Source organism: Kordia sp. (assembly GCF_965224175.1).
GTDB lineage: Bacteria > Bacteroidota > Bacteroidia > Flavobacteriales > Flavobacteriaceae > Kordia.
This window is the reverse complement of record NZ_OZ245041.1, coordinates 774,187-795,360: the sequence shown is the minus strand read 5'-3', so window position 1 is coordinate 795,360 and position 21,174 is coordinate 774,187. Positions and strand designations below refer to the sequence as shown.

Here is a 21,174-nt window from a genome sequence, read left to right as displayed (position 1 = left end):
GATCCTGTTTGAAAGATTTAAACGAAATTACGATATATTTTTTGTTAATTATGAATCTAAAATTGAAGATTACTAAATTTTGAATCATAACCAAACGTCACTTCGAGTGGTTTTTGATAGAAAATTGTATCGAGAAATACTTCTAAATATCATTTTTTTGAAAGTAACTTTTTAAGTATCAAAGCTGTTCTCGATACAACGAATCGTACATTCGTCACTCGAACTGACGCTTACATATGTATTAAATTCAAAAAGAAAATTAAAAAAATGAAACGCTCCAAAAATAAGATCGTCTTTACAATAGAACACAACTAACAAAAATGAGCCAACAGCATTTAGGAATCTTAAAAAAATGTATGCAAGGAAATCGAAAAGCACAAATGAAGCTTTATGATTTATACGCCGATGCCATGTATATTATAACTTGTCGCTACATTTCCAATGGGGAAGATGCAAAAGATGTAATGCAAGAAGCATTCTTAAAAGCTTTTACACGATTAATACAATACAAAGGAGAAGTTGCTTTTGGAGCTTGGTTGAAGCGAATTGTCATCAATCAATGTATAGATACACTCAAAAAACGGTCGTTGGTCTATGAAGAAATGAGCGATCAGACAATGACAATTATTGACGATGATACTTCTTGGGATATTGATGTACATGTAACAAAGGAAGAAATTATCCAAGTTATTGAAAAATTACCAAATAAATACAAATATGTACTGCAATTGTATTTGATAGAAGGATATGATCATCAAGAAATTTCTGAAATATTAGAAATTCCTGTACGCACATCACGAACACAATTGATGCGTGGAAAAACAAAATTAAAAAATAGATTAAATGATCATTTTAAACATAAAATATCATGAAGAACATAAAAGATATACTTAACGAAAATGATGCTACAGCGGAAACTCCAAAGTTACCACAAGGACATCGTGCTGATTTTTTCGCTAAACTCTCGGCTACAGAAGAAATTCCTTCAAAGCAGCATATATTTCATTACTGGAAAACAATTGCTGCAGCATGTGTATTATTCTTAGGAATTGGAGCTATTGTATACACCAATTATCCAACAGACGATGTACAAGAATCTTCTTTATTTACAGAAATGAAATCTATTGAAGATCAATATTTACAGAGTATTGCAGCCGAATGGGAATCATTTCAATTGACAGCAAAAGATCAAAGTTTAGTCAAAAAGTATAAAGAACGTTTGGAAAACTTAGACGCGTCGTACCAAGAATTGAAACAAGATTTTTTAGTACAAAAAAATAGTTTGACAACACTCGAAAAAATGATTAAAAACTTGCAAATGCGTTTAACACTTTTGCAGGAAATTCAACAACATTTAAAAAGATTACAAGATGAACAAAAACATATATAGTTTCCTCATATTACTTTTTTTTGGATATGTAGGACTCTTTGCTCAAACCAAAAAGAAATATCAAAAAACATTTTCAGTTGATAAGAATACAAGACTTAATTTTGAGACAAGAAACATTGATGTCACTTTTAAAATTTGGGACAAAGATGAAGTAAAAGTCGATTTTCAAGTCAATTTTAAAAATTATACGGAACTAGAAGAGAAACATATTGCTAACGGAATCATTGTGTATGCAGCCATGCAATCTACAATGGGTGATTCTAATTATTTAGAAATTAGAAATTCATCGTCAACTTCTATTGGAAAACTTTCATATCAAATACGATCTGGAGAAATTCATATTAAGGATATGTTTGCTGAAAAAAAAGAAGCCAATACATATAAAACAGTTAGAGAAATCAATAGTCAAATCTCTAAGAGTAGTAAAGGTTTTGAAGATTTGAATGGTTATGTGGTATTTGAAAATGATAGTGTTGCATTAAAAGATATTAGAAAAAGTAATCACAAAGGAATTCAACGTATTCAGTCTACTTATGATATATATATTCCTGCATATATGATGATGGATTTGAACGTTACAAGTGCTAATGTGAGTTTTGAAGGAAAATTTACGAATCATATTGTAGGTTCATTTCATGAAAGCAATTTAATAGCTTCAGAATTAAATAATGAGCAAAACAGTATTGCCTTAATGAATGGCACTGCTAAGATTAAAAAAATTGTCGGAGGAAATTATATGTTTAGAAATGCTACAGAAGGTATCATAGGTCAATTAGAAAATGTAAAAGTACAAACGGAGTTTTCCAAGTTCAAATTTGGAGAAATGTCTAAAGATGTACATATTCACGACTTCAAGAGTGATTTCCTAATTTATAATATCGGCACTAATTTTAATATGATCAATATGTTATGTGAGTATTCAGATATTAAAATGTATGTAAATAAAGATCAAAAGTACTACCTAGAAGCCATAGGGAATAATGCTGTTTTAAATGATGATAATACCAAAATCATCATGCAACCAAATAAAACTGGAGAAAAGTTTAAAATGTTTACTCGTGGAAAAGATGACGAAGAAACACGAAAAAATACCTTCAAACTCGATTTAGTCCACGGTTTTGTAACCTTGCTCTACAAAAAATAACAAAACAACTACAAAATGAAAAATATAATACTTTGGTTGATGCTTTTCGCATTGACAAGCACAACGTATGCGCAAACAAAACTAAAAATAGGAGATAAAGTTCCTAAAGTTCAACTCTCTAATCTGTTGAATTCAAGAGATTCAGAAGTCACTTTAACAGATTTAGAAGGAAAAATTGTCATTATCGATTTTTGGGCAACTTGGTGCGGACCATGTATTCCTGCGATGAAAAATTTAATCAAACTTCAAGATGAATTTTCAAACGACATACAAGTTATAGGAATCGCAGAAGATAAGCCTGAACGTTTACAACGTTTTATAAATAATACACCATCAAAAGTGTGGTTTGGTTTGCAAACAGAATCATTGGAAACGTTATTTCCCTACAGGATTTTATCACATGCCATAGTAATTAATCAAGAAGGTACAATCGTTGCAATTACCGCGACAGATCATATTACTAAAGAAGTAATAGAAGATATAAAAGTAGGAAAGTCTATTACATTACCATACAAACAGGAAAATACTGCTTTCGATTATAATGCTGATCCTTTTCCTGTAAAAGATTCAAAAGCCGAACGTATATTGCTTACAGCTGGTTTTGAAGGTGTTTCTTCGTATTCTAGAGGATATTTAAATGATGAAAGCTTTAATGGAAGACGTATTACAATCATAAACTCTACAGTTCCAAGTATGTATAGAAGTTTGTATCGAAAAACATATAATAGAACCGTTTTTGAAATTGATAAAGAAAAGTATTCATATAAAGATCCTAAGAATAAATATTGCTTAGATATTATCACCAAAAATAAAGGAGATAAGATGTATGACATTGGAATTAAGAAACTTGAAGAAACATTTCCTGTAAAAGCAAAACTCGAAAAACGTACAATTCCTGTGTATGTATTGAGTGTAATTGATAGAACGAAATTAAAGAAGCTAAAATCGACTACAAAACAGCGTACACTTGAGTTTAGAGGTTATGAATTTCACGCAAAAAAGATTCACATGACAGAATTTCGAGATTATATAGAAAACGAAACGCCAGTTCCTGTTGTCGATGAAACAAACTATATGGAATTTATAGATATTGACTTTGTTTTTGATCCGCAGAAAAAGGATTCTTTCAAAGAAGAATTAGCAAAAATTGGATTAAAACTAAGTAAAGCAGAACGTGAAGTAGAATTGCTAATTATCTCTGAATAGTTAGATTTGATCACTTTGCTGGTTATTTTTATCTCATCGATAGTATAACGAAACGTCTCTTCGAGTGATTTTTGTAGTAAAACGAAGAAAACTGTATCGAGAAGTACTTTGAAATACAATTTTATTAGAAACGCCTTTGCGAGTGTTTTGGAAAAACGTATGGCAATCTGCCTTAATGGAAACACTAGACTTGCTAAGAAACAGACTACTACTTATCAAGTTCTTCATCGCAATATTCTAAAAAGTTGTTATAATCTGAAAAAAACATAAAGCCGTTTAAAACTATTGAAAAACGGCTTTTACTTTTTAGTATCTTGTACTTAACACACTTGCCATCTACTACATCCAGGTCCTTTACTAAAACACGCATCTAAAAAAGTGCACATTGCATTGTTTGAAGCACCACAATTAAACGTATTGCGAGTACCGCCTTTTGTTGCGTTTACTTGAAAATTACTAATCGTTTTTCTACTAATGATTAATTTACTTTTTAAATCTCTTTTTTTCATGATATTTTTTTTAGATTATAAATAAAAGTTACATCAGAAAGTAATAAATAACCTACGGTTTGACCGTAAAATTCAATATCGTATTCATTTTCCTGATCAAAGGAGAAAAAAAATGATGTAAATACTAATCTTTAAAAATCTAGATTATATCTATCCTGAGCGAAAAATAATATAATTAAAACAGAAAAAAACGTATCAATTGGTACGTTTTTTTAAATTTATTGTCACATTGTAAAATTAGCTACGTCTTTAGAAATGTATAGCAATAACCAAAACCAAAAAAGTTAACTAGTAGTATGTCTCAAACCGAGCTCATCGAAAAGTGTAAGAATAATGACAGGAAAGCACAACTGCATCTGTACAGGCAGTATTGTGAAGGAATGTTTATTGTTGCCAATCGTTTCTTGAAGCATACACAAGATGCTGAAGATGCCATGCAGGAAGCATTCATTAAAGCATTTCAAAAAATTGATCAATTTACAGCAGAAGTAAGTTTTGGAGCCTGGCTTAAAAAAATTGTGATTAATAAAAGTTTAGACAAATTACGTGCTAAACAGCATTATTTCTTAGCAATTGATGAAGCTCAATTGGAAGTCGTTGCCGATGAAGGAGATTGGCAAACAAGTGATGATACTACATTGGAAGAAGTTAAAACTGAAATTGAAAATCTGCCCGATAAATATCGAGTCGTTGTGATTTTATATCTTTTAGAAGGATATGATCATCAAGAAATTTCAGAAATACTAAACATTTCAGCCACAGCATCACGGACACAATTATTAAGAGGAAAAAAGAAATTACAACAAGCATTAAAAAAAAGGAATTATGGGACAGGATATTAAAGATTTATTGAAAAATGACCCGTTACATATTCAAAAAGGATTGTCAGACGGACATGAAGCTCGTTTTTTAGAACGATTAGAAACAGCTTTGCCACAACAGGAAAAACAAGTTGAAAAGCACCCATTTATGTTCTATAAAATTGCTGCGGCTGTTATTCTTTTGTTAAGTATTGGCGGATTGACATATCAACACTTACAGTATACTAAAATTTTGGATGAACATAAAGAAGTAACTGAAAACACTAAAAAAGAAAAAGAATCTTCTTTAAAAAGTTTAGGTGATATTTCTCCCGATTTAAAAAAGATTGAAGATTACTATGTGGCAAGTATTAACTATGAATTGACACAAGTTGAAGTTTCAGGAATCGGAAAGCAATTGTTTGAAAGTTATATGGAAAAACTTTCACAATTAAATGAAGAACACAAAGTGCTTCGACAAGAGTTGACAGATGTTGGTCCAAATGAACAAACCATTAATGCAATGATTGATAATTTACAATTTAGATTGAAGTTGCTATACCAATTAAAGGAAAAGTTGAACGAACTAAAAAAATCAGAAAATGAAGCATAATTCAAAAATAAAACAGTGTGTATTGATCGCTTTATTGATCATTACTTTTGGATATTCTCAATCAAAAAAACAAACAAAAAAGGAAGTATTTACAGTTAATAAAGATGTTACCTTAGAAATCAATACTTCGCACGCAGACGTAGAGTTTGATACTTGGAATAAAAATAAAGTACAAATAGAAGCTACAATTGAAGTTGAAGATGCAACAGATGAAGAAGTAGAAGCGTACATGAAAAAATGGAACTTTAAAGCTATTGGAAACAGTGAAAAAGTAACTGTAACTTCAAAAGGAAGTCATTCATTATTTGGTGATGCAGGACAAATTATATTGTCGGACCCAATTATTATTGAAGGAGTAGAATTTCCAGAAGTACTTGAAATGCCTGAATCATCTGAAATACGAGAAGTTATTATTGAAGAAGTACCAGAGTTGCCGTTGATGGTAATTGAATCTTTAGAAGACATTAAGTTTGATTATGAAGCGTTTGAAAAAGAAGGAGAAGCTTATTTTAAAAAATGGCAAGAGCAATGGAAATCCGATTTTGATCAAAAAAAGTTCAAAAAAGGAATGGAAGATTGGAAGCAAAAATTTGAAAAGCAACAGAAAGAACGTGAGAAATTTGTAGAAAAATACTTTGAAGCAGAACAAAAAGGTTTACAAAAGGCACAAGAAGATTTGTTTAAAAACTCAAAAGAATACCAAGAATTAGCTTTAAGAAACAAAGAAAGACGTATGCTGAAACAAATAAAGGAGCATAAGCACCGTCAAGATGGAAAAACACATGCTAATCATAATAATAATATTCTATTTATTTCTAAAGAAGGAAAACACTTAAAGGTAAAAAAGACCATTAAGATTAAAATGCCAAAAAAAGCAAAGTTAAAACTCAATGTTCGTCATGGAGAAGTAACAATTGCTGCGGCAAGTGAAAATATGGATGCAAAGCTGTCTCACGCAGCTTTGTATGCTAATGTTATTAATGGTGCAAATACGACGATAGAAACGTCGTATGCACCTATTCATGTTACAAAGTGGAATAATGGTGCTTTGAAGGTGAATTTTGTTGAAAACGTAGATTTACAAATGGTAAATGATATTAATTTAATGTCTAACTCTTCTAAGGTCAGTATTGGAACGCTAGGAGAGAAGGGAATTATTAGTGGAACTTTTGGCAATTTATTAATACATACTATTGGGGAAAATTTTAAAACCTTAGATATTATTTTAGAAAATACAGATGCGCGTATTCAATTGCCGACATCTGCATTTAAATTCTATTATATAGGTTCAAATTCAAATATTTCATATCCAAAATCTGTAGTAGGAACTAAAAATAAAACACAGTTCAATACCATTGTTCGTGGATATCAAAAAAATAATACTTCTGGTAGTGAAATAAACATCAATGCAAAATACAGTGAAGTAACTTTAAATAAAAAGTCGTAATAGGGATAAGATCTGAGCCAAACACCTAATATTATGGTAAGTAGATTTTATTCTTTATAGCATAAATTACGAGTCCAATTCTATTCTTTACATCCAACTTTTCAAATAAGGCGTCTCTGTAGCCATCAATTGTTTTGGGACTCAAACACATTTTATCGGCAATCTCTTTATAGGTCATTTCCGTACAAACAAGTCGCATAAACTCGATTTCATTTTCTTTCAATTTCATTCCAGAACTGCCTTTTCCATTTAAAGAACCAATCAGAATATTGGTAACATGTTTTGAATGATAAAATCCGTTAGTTACCACTTCATTCAAAGCCATTTCGAGCACACTTTTTTCTACATCTTTCATCAAATATCCTTTGGCACCAGCGCGTAACATTTGAATAATAGTACGTTCGTCTTCTTCAATAGAAAGTCCAATCACGTCAATATTTGGATAATGTTCAGAAATCCAAGTAGTTGTTTCAATACCGTTCATTAAAGGCATATTAATATCCATTAAGACAATATCTGGCGTTTTTGAATTTTCTTGTAAACGTGTGATGAGTTCTTCCCCATTTTTACATAAATAGCTTACTTTAAAACGATCAAAAGAATCTACCAAACCGCCAATAGCTTGTGATAATAATACATGATCTTCTACGATAACAACTGAATATGTTTTCAAAATGTTTTGTGTTTTTATGATGAATTCTGAGAGCAGAATTGTGAATTTATGTTTTAATTTTATCCTGATGCTAAGTTGATTTTTTAGCGTCAGAATTTCGCAACTAAAGATAATGAATAATCGTCAGTTCTGTGCCTTTTTCGAGTTCAGATTCTAACTCAATCTCAGCACCAATCAACTTTCCTCTATTTTTCATGTTTTGTAAGCCAATTCCTTTATTAGGTTTATCTACTAATTTATCAAATCCTTTTCCATTGTCTTTTGCTACAATAGTCAGTTGCTCAGGTGTATAAGTAAGTGTTACATCCAACTTTGATGCTTTTGCATGTTTGATGGTATTTGAAAAGAATTCCTGGAGAATACGAAACAAAATAATTTCCGCTTTATCGTCAATAATTTCTTCGTCACCGTGAATTGTGAGTGTTGCTGCAATAAAATTCAGACGATTAAAACGTTCTACTTCCAATCGCAATGCTTCTGGAAGCATAATATTCTTCAAAGCATCTGGATTGATCAACTTAGAAAGCGCGCGTAACTCTGTCAAACTTTTGGAAATCGTATCGCTTACACCAGAAATATCTTCATTACAATCTGCCAATTGATGTAGTTGGATTTTAGCAAGTGTAAGGAGTTGCCCAATATTATCGTGCAACTCCCAACTTATATTTCTAAGTGTTTGTTCTCTAATTTCTATTTGTGTTTCCGCTATAGCATTTTCGAATTCTCGTTTTGCTAATTGTTTTTCAGAAAGCAGCTTATTTTTTCGCTTTTGAAAAATATAAAAGAGATAAATAATTATAACTACAAAAAATGTAACAACTAGTGTAGTTATTATTACTGCTAAATCTAAGTCTTCTGTTTGCTGCATATAAAACCGTATATGAAAAATAAATTCATTATGATAACGAAACAAAACTTAATCCCATATAGTGTATTGATATATGTAGTTTGATAATAGTTTTGTACTATCCTGAAAGGAATACTGCTAGTGTAATAAAGAAGTAGTCCAACACTGATGTAAAATAATAGATTCTTTTTAATCGATAATATTTCTTCAGAATTTAATATTTCAATAAAATAAATGATTATGGAAATAATAAGAAATAAACTTCCAATTATGAATGGTATTGATTGAGCTTTATCAAAATAATTTACATAAAATCCATTAATTATTACTGATAATATATATGTATATATAAAATAATTTATTACTCTTTTTGAAATTAGATTCTTAACATGGCTTTTGTATATATACAATAGAATAGTAAAATTAAAGACATACATTACATTATACAAAATAGCATTATGCCTTATGTTTAAATATTCTCTTAAAAAATAACCAGCAAAATCATTGAGTGCTATATAAAATAATAAAAATGGAAACCATTTTAGGCTAGAACTTTTATATTTATAATAGTAAATAGCTGCTACTATTGCTGTTATCAATTCTAAATATTTAACAGAATTTTTAATTAAAAATATTAAACTATTTGTATCTATTTGCATTGTAATCTTCTATTTGCTTGGAGGAGGACTTAATTCACCATCATTGAGAAATAAAGTTGTTTCTTTTAAATCATCATTTTTTGCAATTAAATTCTTTTTAACATTTTTAGTCTCACTATTCAAAAATATATTGGCATTATTAATTCTTGTGTCTAAGTTATCTGTTAGTAATAATAATTCAGTTACTATCTTATATTCTCCTATTAAATCAGAAGACTCATTATTTGGAATAATAGAAAATGGTAAATTTTGCATATTTGAATACTGTTCTGATAATTTTACATCAATTGTTGGAGCAAAAAATACAGTTCTTTGTTCTGTGTAATCAGCATGTCCATTATGTTTTCCAAAATAAACTCTAACTCCTGAGATATTAGGGTTATCAGGATTTAATTTTTCTATATTATCTAAGTAATGAATATAATCACGAATCTTTTTCATTGAAAACCATACAAATTGAGTTTCTTTGAGAGGAGTAGAAGTATCTAAGTTATTAATATAATTTTGATGTAAGTTAATAGCTTCTGGAATCTCAATTATTCCTTCAGGTTTTGATTTATTAGGATCACCTTTATCATTCTGACCAAGTTTTTTGCATATAAGATAACCTATTATACCTCCAACAAGGAGTGCAACAATTAGTAATACTGGATTTTCCATAAGGGTTGTAGTTTTGTTAGTCTTTTTTTATTTATGCTAAAATTAGACAAACTTTTGGGAATAAAAATTTGAAATGGAAAATTGGGTGTTTTTCCCGTATGGTAGAAAGTGATAAAAAGAAGTGATGAAAGAAAAAAACTACAGGAAATAATAGAGGAAGAAATAATTCTTTAAAAAGAAAATAAGAGTAAGGAGTGTGGTTATATCTAGTAAGATAGGTTTGGAGGAATATTTTTAATTTTTTGGAGGAGGAGATAATTCTCCCTCATTGAAAGTAAATTGTTCACTTTCATCAGAAACGTCATCTTTGGCAGAGAATCCGTTTTGTATTAAGTTTTTTAATGTTGTATTCTTCGTATTAATAATCGATTTTTTATGACTACTAGCAGTCAAGAATACAGTTTGTGCATTTGATTTTAATTCTAAATCTGGATTTGTATCATATACACCAAAAAAAACATCGATACCTGTAATCTGAAGTTGATGTTGATCAGATTTCTTCTTTAAATAACTTATATATTCCTTTATTTCAGCTAAGGAATACCAAACAGCTTTTGTGTAATAATCTCTAGTGACTTGTGCTGCAAATGGCTGAATATACTTCGTTTCATACTTGTTAAATAGGGTAGAAGCTTCATTATAAGTGATATAACCATTTGGAGAAAGTATTAAATTCTCATCATTTACAGAAATATTTTTTGGTGTTATAAACCTTTGAATATGTTTAAATGTTAAGAATTGCCCGTTTTCTATTGTAAATGATTCTTGGTAATCTAGCTTTCCATTTCGAGTAGATGGCATGATGAAAGTAGTTCTTTTTCCATCTGCATCTGAACCCATGATAAAGCTAATTCCTGTAATGGGAATATTTTTAGCAATACTCATTGTCTCTAAACGTTCAATATAATCTTTTAGACTATTTAAGTTAAAATGGATGGCTTTGTCTTCAATACTAGTGTTTGTCTTTCCAATTACAGAAAGCCTAGTTGTGTGATCGTTTTGAAAAAGTTTAGCAGCTTTTGTAGTAGAAATAATCTTTTTGGGTATTTCAACCATACTATTTAGCTGAGCTTCTTCAGCATAGTGATTTGTTTCGCAACTTAGGAATAATGGAATACACACCAGTCCTAAAGAAACAAATGATAACATTTTTTTCTTCATGGTAATTTAGTTTTACGTTGATAAAGTGTAAAGTCGCGACTTGGAATGTAATTACAATTTCAAAAGTAGGAAAAAGAAGCAGTTATTTTAGAGAAGTTGTGTAACTGTCAATTTTTTGTGTATAGTTGTCATGTTTCCTAAGAAAGTGTTAAAAAAAGAAAACCGACAGGTGAGTTGTCGGTTTTATGCATTTTAATTGTTAACCTCTTGGAGGTGGAGGAGAAAGATGCCCTTCATTAAAAGTTAAACTTTCATTAGTTTCTTTACTATCTTTAGCAAAGAAATCTTGTTTAGACAAACTTTGTAATGACTTTCCTGTTACATTTACAATAGTTTGTTTTTGCGTACTTGCTGTTAAAAATATGGTTTGCGCGTTTGATTTTAATTCCAAACTTGCATCAATATCATACACACCAAAAAATACATCAACTCCTGTAATAGCTATATGATGTTTGTCAGATTGTTTCTTTAGATAATTGATATATCCTTTAAACTCATCCAATGAATACCAGACTGCTTTTGTGTAATAATCTTTCGTTACTTTCTTTGCAAATGGTTGAATGTATTGATTCTGATAATTATTAAATAAACTAGTTGCCTCATTAAATGAAAGGAAACCATTTGTTGAAAACACTAAATTTTCATCGTTTTGCGAACTATTTTGTGGCTTTAAACTCGAATCAACATGTTTAAAAGTCAAAAATTGCCCGTTTTCAATCGTAAATGATTCTTGATAATCTAAGTCAGCATTTCGCGTAGAAGGCATTAAAAAAACAGTTCTTTTTCCATTTGCATCTGCTCCAAACACAAAACTTGCTCCAGTAATTGGAATATTTTTAGAAGTAGCTACCGTTTCTAAACGATTGATATAATTCTCTAAAGTTTCTAAATCAAAGTGAATGGCTTTGTCTTTAAAACTTGTGTTAGCTTTTCCAATTTGTGACAAGCGCGTATGTTGATCGTTTTGAAAAAGTGTTGCAGCTTTCGCATTGGAAATAATTTTTGCAGGTGTTTCTAAAGCAACATCTAATTGTTCTTCTGCTGCTTGGTCTTTTGTTTCACAACTAAGGAAAAATGTAGCGCATACAAGTCCCAAAGAAGCGAATGAGATCATTCTTTTCTTCATAAGTTTATACTATTTAATTGTTAGATAATAAAGGCGCGTTTTGTATGTAATTACAACTTAAATGTAAGAAAAGTATTTTAATTGTTCAGAAAAATTGTATAAGCGTAGCATTTTGGCTGTGAGCGTTGTTTTTATATTAAAAATTGTCAGTTCGAGTGGCAAATCTTTGATTTGTTGTATCGAGAACTACTTTTAAGCCATATTACTTCTCGATACAAAATTTTTATAAAATTTCACTCGAAGTGACGGTTTTGATAGTTTTAAAATCCAGAATTAATGTGCTTTTTTCTTCAATAATTCAGGAAATTTCTTTTGAAAACGCTTCAATCTTGGAATCGAAACACCTTTGATATATGGATTGTTAGGATTGTTTGCTTCATAATCTTGGTGATAACCTTCAGCATCATAAAAAGCAGTATATTTTACTACTTCTGTAGTGATTTCACCATTAAAAACTTTATCCTTTTTTAATTGATTGATATACGTTTCTACAATTTGTTTTTCTTTAGCATTCTTGTAAAATATTGCAGATCTATATTGTCTACCAGCATCAGGACCTTGTCGATTCAAAGTTGTAGGGTCGTGTGAACCAAAAAATACTTTTACCAAGGTTTTATAAGATACCACTTTTGCATCATAATATACTTTTACAGCTTCTGCATGATCAGTTCTTCCAGCACTTACTAATTTGTAATTTGCTGTAGACGCTTTTCCGCCAGCATATCCAGAAACAACTTCTTTTACACCTTTTACGCTTTCAAAAATAGCTTCAACACACCAAAAACAACCACTTGCAAAATATGCAGTTTCATATGTTTCTAACTGTTCTTGCGTTAATTGTTCCTTATGTGAATTGTCTTTGTTTGTTGTATTTGAATTACAACTAATCGTAAAAAATATAAGTGTAAGTACTGTACTATAGATCGATTTCATTTGTTATTTTTTTGTTTCAGTCGAGAGAGATTGTAAAACTTACGTTTTTGACTCAATTAACTGTGAATTTCTATTCTTCTTCAATGCATACAAAGATACGAATAGAAAAATATCGATTTTCTTAAGGAAAGTTTAAATTACATTTTCAGAATATTAGACTTGTTGGAATCTCTTAGATTTTTAGAGCGCTTTCGTTGTTAGATATATTTGCGAGAATTTAAAGGAAATTTGCTTGTTTAACGTGAGTTCGACATAACTATTTCATTACACAATTGACTGTCAGTAGATTGTGCTCAATGTCAAATCGAGCGCAGTCGAGATTCAATCGAAATTTTATTTTTTACAGTGTTCTCGACTGCGCTCGAACTGACAATTAGTTATTTCTCAGTAAATTATAAACTATATGGTGACTTCTTATGTTGAACTCACGTTATTTAGTAATAGTAATCGTTATGATTCATGTAAAAAATAAAACGACTGCCTTTCCTAAAAAAAGCAATCGTTTTACCTGATTAACTAACTGTATTTTTGATTGATGAAGAATGTATTTACTCTTTTTCAACCAATTTCTTTGTCAAGAAGAAACCTGTGAATAAAGAAAGACCACCGATAAAGAAAATTGTTCCAGGGAATGCTACCTCTTCTTTTAAACCAAATGTATGATGCATCATGTGTCCAATAAAGATTCCTAAACCAATTCCCATCATCAACACAGCAAAATTTAGGACTAATACTTTCCAAGTAGGCGTTAATGATTTTTTCGAATTAAAAAAGATAGATGCATCTCCGCCTTTCTCAATTAATGCCAAACGCTCTTTGTTTCTTGAAGAAATGTACAAATAGTAAATTCCGAAAATTACACCTAAAATTGCTGGCATTATAATTACTTCTGATCCCATAATAAATATTTTTAAAGTTTAGTTTTTATGTATTTGCCCATTATGACGAACGGTTTTTTGTTTTGGTTACAGAAAATTTATTTTTTTTTATTTGAAACTGGATTTTTGGTGTTGGGAATTGGGTATTAGGTGTTAGTGTTATTATATATTCCTTTAAATTTTAAAGAACAATTCTGCAAAGAGCGAATTAATAGAAAACGAATGAACAAGAAGAAAGTTTAAGTGTTTAATCGTTGAAGCTTCAAAATAAAATCCAGAATAAGTAAATTAATCAGTTACTTAGAAAAATAATTCCAAAAACTTGTAACCATTTATAATAAGTCGTCGTCTTAACAACAAATGACACCAAACACTGACCAAGATTATATTGAACAGATCCGTGCTGGAAATGTAAATGCATACGCTATGCTTGTCAATAAGTATAAAGCAATGACTTTTACATTAGCATTGCGTATTGTTGGAAATAGGGAAGACGCGGAAGAAGTAGCACAAGACACTTTTGTAAAAGCATACAAAGCTTTAGACACTTTTCAAGGTACTTCGAAATTTTCTACTTGGTTATATAGAATTGTATACAATACGAGTTTGGATTATGTCAAAAAGAATAAAAGAGTTGTTTTGTCGGAACATATTGACGCGATTAATGAATCGGATATTGGTGTGATGCAAGATGCCATGAGTTATTTAGAAGCCAAAGAGAAAAAGGAAACCATTGAAAAGGCATTGTATAAATTACCAGAAGAAGAACGTATTTTATTGACTTTGTTTTATTTTGAGGAATTGTCATTAAAAGAAATCTCTGAAATAGTCAAAATATCGTATGATAATGTAAAGATCAAACTACATCGTAGTCGAAAAAAACTATATCATATTTTAAAAAATGTTGTAGAACCTATATATTTGAATCATGGAGGAAGAAAATAAAAAATTAGATCAGTTTACAAAAAACGTGATTCAGGATGCTGGAATATCTCAGCCTTCTGTAGATTTTTTAGCCAATGTGATGGCGGAAATCGCTCCAGAGCAAACTCCAGCAAAAATCTACAAACCACTTATCAGTAAAGTTGGTTGGATGATTATTGGTACTTTATTTATAGTATTTTCTTTTGTATTGACACGTTTTTCACTCGGTTTCTCTATTCTAGGCGATTGGGATTTATCAAGCTTAGTCATTGAAAAATACGAACCAAGAGTTGACATTCCAGTTACATATGCCTATTGTTTCTTTTTCTTATTGGTGTTTGTTGTCATTCAAGTAACGATGATTAGCAAACGTTTTTCGAGAAGTTTGGGAAGTTGACTTCGACTTCGCTCAGTCTACTTAATTTACTCTTGTGAGTTGTGATTATTAGCATTTTATTAATTATTAGCAATCCCTTTTCAGCATAAAAAACTCCCATGTTTCCATGAGAGTTTTCTAATTTATTTCAAAGCGTAGTACACTGAGCGGAGCCGAAGTGTACGTTAGAGAAATTATTCCTCTACTAAAACCCATTGTCCTTTGTTGATCAACGGTTCAGCTTGTTTATATTTTACGGTTTTGTTTTCACCAGTCATGATATTTTTGATCGTGACACGTTCGTTACGACCAATTTTTGGCTTATCGCGTACAATTGTTTCCGTTACTTGCGGACGTTGTCCACCTTGCGATTGTTGCATAGCAGCACGCTGCGCAGCTTCTTTTTCATCACTGTTTAATACTTCTTCTTTTGAAGTCGTATAATTATCTTTTTTACGTTTTTGTTCGCGTGCTTCTTGAACACGATTTGGATTATTGTCTGCTAATTCTCCTTTGAATAAGAAAGAAAGAATTTCACGATTTACCTTATCAATCACTTGCTCAAATAATTTGAAAGCTTCAAATTTGTAGATTAATAATGGATCTTTTTGTTCGTGAACAGCTAGCTGAACTGATTGTTTCAATTCGTCCATTTTACGTAAATGCGTTTTCCAAGCATCATCAATAATTGCCAAAGAAATATTCTTCTCAAAGTCATTTACCAATTGCTTTCCTTCTGATTCATACGCTTCTTTTAAGTCACTGACAACGTTTAACTCTTTCGTTCCATCGGTAAACTTAACAACAATACGTTCGTATTTATTTTCTGGATTTTCATATACTTGCTTGATTACTGGATATACCATTTCGGCATTGATTTCCATTTTTTCATTGTAGTTTTTGAAAACAGCAGTATATACTTTTCCTATAATTTGTTCCTCAGACATTTTTGCAAACTCATTTTCTGAAATAGGACTCGCAGGTAAAGCAAAATAGCGAATCAATTCAAATTCAAAGTTTTTAAAATCATTAGCAGCTTTATTTGTTTGTGTGATGATTTCGGTAGTATCATATACCATATTCGAAATATCTACTTTCAAACGTTCTCCATGTAAAGCGTGACGACGACGTTTGTAAACAACTTCACGTTGTGCATTCATCACATCATCATATTCTAATAGACGCTTACGTATCCCAAAGTTATTTTCTTCCACTTTTTTCTGTGCACGTTCAATAGATTTAGTCATCATAGAATGCTGAATCACTTCACCTTCTTTTAATCCCATTCTGTCCATCATTTTAGCAACTCTGTCAGAACCAAATAAACGCATTAGGTTATCTTCCAAAGAAACATAAAACTGTGAACTTCCTGGATCTCCTTGACGACCAGAACGACCACGTAACTGTCTATCAACACGACGTGAATCATGACGTTCCGTACCAATAATGGCCAATCCGCCAGCAGCTTTTACTTCATCACTTAACTTAATATCTGTACCACGACCTGCCATATTTGTTGCAATAGTAACTTGTCCTGGACGACCAGCTTCCGCAACAATATCTGCTTCTCGTTGGTGTAATTTCGCGTTTAATACATTGTGAGGAATTTTACGAATAGAAAGCATTCTTCCTAATAATTCCGAAATTTCTACCGAAGTAGTACCAATCAATACAGGTCTTCCTTGTTTAGACAATTCTGTTACCTCATCAATAATGGCATTATATTTTTCACGTTTTGTTTTGTAGATTAAATCTTCCTTGTCTTTACGTGCTATTGGTCTGTTTGTTGGAATTTCTATAACATCCAATTTATAGATTTCCCATAATTCACCAGCTTCTGTAATCGCAGTACCTGTCATTCCTGATAGTTTGCGATACATTCTAAAGTAATTTTGTAAGGTTACGGTAGCAAAAGTTTGTGTAGCATCTTCAATCTTTACATTTTCTTTAGCTTCAATCGCTTGGTGTAATCCGTCAGAATAACGACGTCCATCCATAATACGACCTGTTTGCTCATCAACAATTTTTACTTTGTTGTCCATCACTACATATTCTACATCTTTTTCAAAAAGCGTATATGCTTTCAATAATTGACTAAGCGTATGAATACGTTCACTTTTTACTCCGAATTCACGGAATAATTCTTCTTTTAATTCAACTTCTTTATCTTTTTCAAGACTTTGTGCTTCAATTTTGGCAATTTCTCCACCAATATCTGGCATCACAAAGAATTCTTTATCATTGCTTCCCGCAGATAGATATTCAATTCCTTTATCTGTTAAATCAATTTGATTATTTTTTTCTTCAATCACGAATAATAATTCTGCATCAACTTTGTGCATTTCGCGATTGTTGTCTTGCATATAGAAGTTCTCTGTTTTTTGAAGTAATTGTTTGATTCCTTCTTGACTTAAGAACTTGATTAATGCTTTATTTTTTGGTAAACCTCTGTAAACTCTCAATAATAAGAATCCACCTTCTTTAGTTTCACCATCTTTGATCATTTTTTTAGCTTCTGCTAAAACACCTGTTAAATATTGACGTTGTTTTTGAACTAAATCAGATATTTTAGGTTTTAAATCGTTGAATTCATGTAAATCTCCTTGCGGAATTGGTCCAGAAATGATTAATGGAGTACGCGCATCATCAACCAATACAGAATCGACCTCATCGACAATGGCGTAGTTGTGTGGACGTTGTACTAAATCACTTGGTGAATGTGACATATTATCACGTAAGTAATCAAAACCAAACTCATTATTTGTTCCGTAAGTAATATCAGCTAAATATGCTTTTCTTCTCGCTTCAGAGTTCGGTTGATGGTAATCAATACAATCAATCGTTAATCCGTGAAACTGAAAAATAGGAGCCATCCACGCGCTATCACGTTTTGCTAAGTAATCATTCACAGTTACTAAATGCACTCCTTTACCTGGCAATGCATTTAAATATACAGAAAGTGTTGCTACTAAGGTTTTACCTTCTCCAGTTTGCATCTCGGCAATTTTTCCTTGATGCATAGTAATACCACCAATTAACTGAACGTCGTAATGAATCATGTCCCAAGTAACTTGCTTTCCAGCAGCGTCCCAAGAGTTTTGCCAAATCGCATTATCGCCATCTAAGGTTACATAATCGTGCAAACCAGATAATTCTCTATCATATGGAGTTGCAGTAACATTCAATTCAGTATTCTTTGTAAAGCGTTTTGCAGTTTCTTTTACAACGGCAAAAGCTTCTGGTAGAATTTCCAATAAAACACCTTCAGAGACTTCGTATTCCTCATCTCTAAGTTTGTCAATTTCTTGGTAGATATCTTCCTTACGTTCGATATCTGAAATGGTATCTGCTTCTTCTTGTAAAGAAGTTATTTTATCATTTATTGTTTTGCACGCTTCTGCGATGCGCGACTTAAATTGTGTTGTTTTAGCTCTCAACTCGTCAAGCGTTAACTGCGATAGTTGTTGCTCGTGTTCCTTAATTTTGGTAACAAGTGGTTGAATGCTTTTAATGTCTTTTTTGGATTTATCTCCAACAAACATTTTCAACACAGAATTTAAAAAACTCATGGTTTATGTGGTTTTATATTAAACCAAAAAAAAAGCCTCAATATGGAGACTTTTTTCCTTGTTTAATTTGTTTTAGTATTCATCTTCGTTCCAGAGGTAATCTTCCTCTGTAGGGTAGTCCGGCCAAATTTCTTCTATAGACTCATAAGAATCTCCTTCATCTTCGATTGATTGTAAATTTTCTACAACCTCTAAAGGAGCTCCAGTTCTAATTGCATAATCTATCAACTCATCTTTTGTAGCTGGCCAAGGCGCATCACTTAAATGCGATGCAAGTTCTAATGTCCAATACATATTATTTCGATATTAATTTTTTGCAAAAATAAATTTTTAAATGAGAAAGTCAAGTAAAAAAATCATTATTTACACATTATTTTTAAGAACGTTTTTTAAAGAAAGTGTATCTCTTTAGTTTTTAGATAATTACGAATTCTTCTTCGGAATCCATTTTATCTCGTTTGCTTGTAGATCATGTGACAACTTCCGTGCCAATACAAAAAGGTAGTCAGAAAGTCGGTTTAAGTATTTTAATGTGTATTCATCAAAAGGTTCAATTTCATAAAGTGCTGATGCTAAACGCTCTGCTCGTCTGCAAACACAACGGGCAATGTGACAGAATGACACAGTTTGATGTCCACCAGGCAACACAAAGTGTGTCATAGGCGGCAATGCATCATTCATAGTATCCATTTCTCTTTCTAATACTGTAACTTCTTCTTCAGTGATTCTAGGAATATTTAAACGATCTTTTCCATTTTTTAAAGTGGCTTTTTCAGGATCTGTTGCGAGCACTGCACCAACCGTAAATAATAAATCTTGAATCTCCATCAATACATTTTGGTAGTGGGTATTGATTTCTTGATCACGAATTAAACCAATATATGAATTCAATTCGTCTACAGTTCCGTAGCTATCTATTCGAATATGATGTTTAGGAACTCGAGTTCCGCCAAATAGAGCAGTAGTTCCTTTATCACCGGTTTTAGTGTATACTTTCATCTTTTTCTTTTTCTCTTTTATTTTTCATATAATCATTCATAAATGCACGATTTTTAAGACTTGAGTTTCGTTTCTTATTTCTTCGTGTATTTACTAATAATAATGGTCCTAAGACAACAACTATAATTATAAAAATGATTAATTCGGTACTCATTGTTTACTTGTTTTGTTCCATCAACATTGTTAAATGCATACATTTATATAGATGACGATCACTTGTTTGTGATTGTTCCCAATCTTTTTGATGTAATTTTTTGATGTAATTCAACTTTTTGTTCGCGCTCATAGGAATTAAGTTTAGGAAAAATGCCCATTTAGAACTTCCTAAAATTGCTCTGCGTTCTACGACTTTAAATTCGGTATGGAAACGTTGTACGGTTTTCTTGGTAAATGGCCATTCCCAATCAGCATCTGACTGAAATGGTCTGTAAATTCCACGAATAATACGCAAAGGTAAACTGGTTTTTAATGGATCATAGGAAATTAGTTTTCCATCGTCTGCTAGTTTTTCTTTGAGTTTGCCAAATAATAAATCTAAACTTTCAAAATGATGTAATACACCATACGCGTAAATAATATCGAAATCTGTTTCTTTAAATTCTGGAGATAGAAAATCTACAGCTTCTGCTTTTGCATTAGGAAAGTCTTTTAAACGCTCATTTAACTGTCCGATAGCTTTGTCACTTAAATCAACACCTAAATAACTTTTAGAATGTTCTGCTAAATATAAACTTAAATGGTTTCCAGCATAACAACCTAAATCTAGAACTTTTTTATCTGATAAATCACCAAGCCACGTTCTGTGTTTTTCATATACTTGCTCGTTGATTTGCAATTCTTTTCTAAAATCAGACAACAATTTATTACGCATGAAAGACCAAAGCTTCGTTGCGGCATTCTTCTTTTTTACATTGTAGAATTCCTTCTGCTTTTTGTTGACTTCTAAGACTTCTTGTAAACGTGTATTACTCACTGCAATTAATTTTTGGGGACTAAAAATAAAAATTACCACGAATTTACTTTTTTCTAGGGAATATTGGCGGATTTTTCTTTTAAAATAGATTGTTAGACTTGCTTTGCGCTTAGACCGCTACGCTTTTAGACTGTTACTCCTTTTTTATTTTAAATATTTAATGTTGAATTTTGAATGGTTTCTTACTCTTGTTCTATTTTTTACCACGAATGCACAAATTTCTCACAAGAAAAATCACTCTAAATGATAACTGTAAAATCGTTAAATGCTTATTGTTAGATTTGTTA

General features: G+C 31.1%; 22 protein-coding genes. 9 read left to right on the top strand and 13 right to left on the bottom strand.

Going from position 1 to position 21,174, the window contains the following annotated elements; genetic code table 11:
* Positions 1-320 precede the first annotated feature (320 nt).
* From ACOQOS_RS03750 to ACOQOS_RS03735, 4 genes are read left to right on the top strand one after another with little or no spacing between them, the layout of a single operon-like run.
* The gene (locus tag ACOQOS_RS03750; RefSeq protein WP_420573625.1) at positions 321-872 is read left to right on the top strand and encodes an RNA polymerase sigma factor; all 552 of its coding nucleotides are present in this window, start codon (positions 321-323) and stop codon (positions 870-872) included.
* A complete protein-coding gene (locus ACOQOS_RS03745; RefSeq protein WP_420573624.1) occupies positions 869-1,390 on the top strand; it encodes a hypothetical protein in 522 nt (173 codons plus the stop codon). Before ACOQOS_RS03750 ends, ACOQOS_RS03745 begins: the two co-directional genes overlap by 4 nt.
* Positions 1,371-2,534 (top strand): hypothetical protein, encoded by a 1,164-nt coding sequence (locus ACOQOS_RS03740; RefSeq protein WP_420573623.1) that lies wholly within the window; start codon positions 1,371-1,373, stop codon positions 2,532-2,534. The genes ACOQOS_RS03745 and ACOQOS_RS03740 overlap by 20 nt, the downstream gene beginning before the upstream one ends.
* 15 nt (positions 2,535-2,549) lie before the next feature.
* Positions 2,550-3,740: a redoxin domain-containing protein gene (locus ACOQOS_RS03735; RefSeq protein ID WP_420573622.1), complete on the top strand. Its 1,191-nt coding sequence runs from the start codon at positions 2,550-2,552 to the stop codon at positions 3,738-3,740.
* Between the two features lie 320 nt (positions 3,741-4,060).
* On the opposite strand, the gene ACOQOS_RS03730 is transcribed toward ACOQOS_RS03735, so the two are convergent.
* Positions 4,061-4,249 (bottom strand): hypothetical protein, encoded by a 189-nt coding sequence (locus ACOQOS_RS03730; RefSeq protein WP_420573621.1) that lies wholly within the window; start codon positions 4,247-4,249, stop codon positions 4,061-4,063.
* Between the two features lie 296 nt (positions 4,250-4,545).
* Between ACOQOS_RS03730 and ACOQOS_RS03725 the strand changes: the two genes are divergently transcribed.
* From ACOQOS_RS03725 to ACOQOS_RS03715, 3 genes are read left to right on the top strand one after another with little or no spacing between them, the layout of a single operon-like run.
* Positions 4,546-5,091: an RNA polymerase sigma factor gene (locus tag ACOQOS_RS03725; protein WP_420573620.1), complete on the top strand. Its 546-nt coding sequence runs from the start codon at positions 4,546-4,548 to the stop codon at positions 5,089-5,091.
* A complete protein-coding gene (locus ACOQOS_RS03720; RefSeq protein WP_420573619.1) occupies positions 5,075-5,662 on the top strand; it encodes a hypothetical protein in 588 nt (195 codons plus the stop codon). Before ACOQOS_RS03725 ends, ACOQOS_RS03720 begins: the two co-directional genes overlap by 17 nt.
* Positions 5,652-7,109 carry a hypothetical protein gene (locus ACOQOS_RS03715; RefSeq protein WP_420573618.1) on the top strand — a complete coding sequence of 486 codons (1,458 nt, stop codon included), beginning with the start codon at positions 5,652-5,654 and terminating at the stop codon, positions 7,107-7,109. Before ACOQOS_RS03720 ends, ACOQOS_RS03715 begins: the two co-directional genes overlap by 11 nt.
* A 31-nt stretch (positions 7,110-7,140) precedes the next feature.
* On the opposite strand, the gene ACOQOS_RS03710 is transcribed toward ACOQOS_RS03715, so the two are convergent.
* The 7 genes from ACOQOS_RS03710 to ACOQOS_RS03680 form a co-directional block, all read right to left on the bottom strand.
* Positions 7,141-7,782: a response regulator transcription factor gene (locus ACOQOS_RS03710; protein WP_420573617.1), complete on the bottom strand. Its 642-nt coding sequence runs from the start codon at positions 7,780-7,782 to the stop codon at positions 7,141-7,143.
* A 103-nt stretch (positions 7,783-7,885) separates the two neighbouring features.
* A complete protein-coding gene (locus ACOQOS_RS03705) occupies positions 7,886-8,650 on the bottom strand; it encodes a sensor histidine kinase (RefSeq protein ID WP_420573616.1) in 765 nt (254 codons plus the stop codon).
* Between the two features lie 647 nt (positions 8,651-9,297).
* Positions 9,298-9,948: a hypothetical protein gene (locus tag ACOQOS_RS03700; RefSeq protein ID WP_420573615.1), complete on the bottom strand. Its 651-nt coding sequence runs from the start codon at positions 9,946-9,948 to the stop codon at positions 9,298-9,300.
* Between the two features lie 234 nt (positions 9,949-10,182).
* Positions 10,183-11,109, bottom strand: coding sequence for a hypothetical protein (locus tag ACOQOS_RS03695; protein ID WP_420573614.1), 927 nt, complete (start codon positions 11,107-11,109; stop codon positions 10,183-10,185).
* A gap of 199 nt (positions 11,110-11,308) precedes the next feature.
* Positions 11,309-12,235: a hypothetical protein gene (locus ACOQOS_RS03690; RefSeq protein ID WP_420573613.1), complete on the bottom strand. Its 927-nt coding sequence runs from the start codon at positions 12,233-12,235 to the stop codon at positions 11,309-11,311.
* 273 nt (positions 12,236-12,508) lie between these two features.
* Entirely contained in the window at positions 12,509-13,168 is a 660-nt protein-coding gene (msrA, locus tag ACOQOS_RS03685) for a peptide-methionine (S)-S-oxide reductase MsrA (protein ID WP_420573612.1), read from the bottom strand.
* Positions 13,169-13,716: 548 nt separating this feature from the next.
* Complete coding sequence (locus ACOQOS_RS03680) at positions 13,717-14,067, bottom strand: DUF6249 domain-containing protein (RefSeq protein ID WP_420573611.1); 351 nt, start codon at positions 14,065-14,067, stop codon at positions 13,717-13,719.
* 339 nt (positions 14,068-14,406) lie between these two features.
* Between ACOQOS_RS03680 and ACOQOS_RS03675 the strand changes: the two genes are divergently transcribed.
* Both ACOQOS_RS03675 and ACOQOS_RS03670 read left to right on the top strand, forming a co-directional pair.
* Positions 14,407-14,991, top strand: a complete 585-nt coding sequence (locus tag ACOQOS_RS03675) for an RNA polymerase sigma factor (protein WP_420573610.1) — start codon at positions 14,407-14,409, stop codon at positions 14,989-14,991.
* Positions 14,975-15,367 (top strand): hypothetical protein, encoded by a 393-nt coding sequence (locus ACOQOS_RS03670; RefSeq protein ID WP_420573609.1) that lies wholly within the window; start codon positions 14,975-14,977, stop codon positions 15,365-15,367. Before ACOQOS_RS03675 ends, ACOQOS_RS03670 begins: the two co-directional genes overlap by 17 nt.
* Before the next feature lie 173 nt (positions 15,368-15,540).
* On the opposite strand, the gene secA is transcribed toward ACOQOS_RS03670, so the two are convergent.
* From secA to ACOQOS_RS03645, 5 genes are all read right to left on the bottom strand, one after another.
* Positions 15,541-18,915: a preprotein translocase subunit SecA gene (gene secA / locus ACOQOS_RS03665; protein WP_420573608.1), complete on the bottom strand. Its 3,375-nt coding sequence runs from the start codon at positions 18,913-18,915 to the stop codon at positions 15,541-15,543.
* A 72-nt stretch (positions 18,916-18,987) separates the two neighbouring features.
* Entirely contained in the window at positions 18,988-19,209 is a 222-nt protein-coding gene (locus ACOQOS_RS03660; RefSeq protein ID WP_007093625.1) for a DUF2795 domain-containing protein, read from the bottom strand.
* Between the two features lie 129 nt (positions 19,210-19,338).
* Positions 19,339-19,914 (bottom strand): cob(I)yrinic acid a,c-diamide adenosyltransferase, encoded by a 576-nt coding sequence (locus ACOQOS_RS03655; protein ID WP_420573607.1) that lies wholly within the window; start codon positions 19,912-19,914, stop codon positions 19,339-19,341.
* Positions 19,898-20,068 (bottom strand): hypothetical protein, encoded by a 171-nt coding sequence (locus ACOQOS_RS03650; protein ID WP_420573606.1) that lies wholly within the window; start codon positions 20,066-20,068, stop codon positions 19,898-19,900. Before ACOQOS_RS03650 ends, ACOQOS_RS03655 begins: the two co-directional genes overlap by 17 nt.
* Before the next feature lie 3 nt (positions 20,069-20,071).
* The gene (locus tag ACOQOS_RS03645; RefSeq protein WP_420573605.1) at positions 20,072-20,887 is read right to left on the bottom strand and encodes a class I SAM-dependent methyltransferase; all 816 of its coding nucleotides are present in this window, start codon (positions 20,885-20,887) and stop codon (positions 20,072-20,074) included.
* Positions 20,888-21,174: the final 287 nt, after the last annotated feature.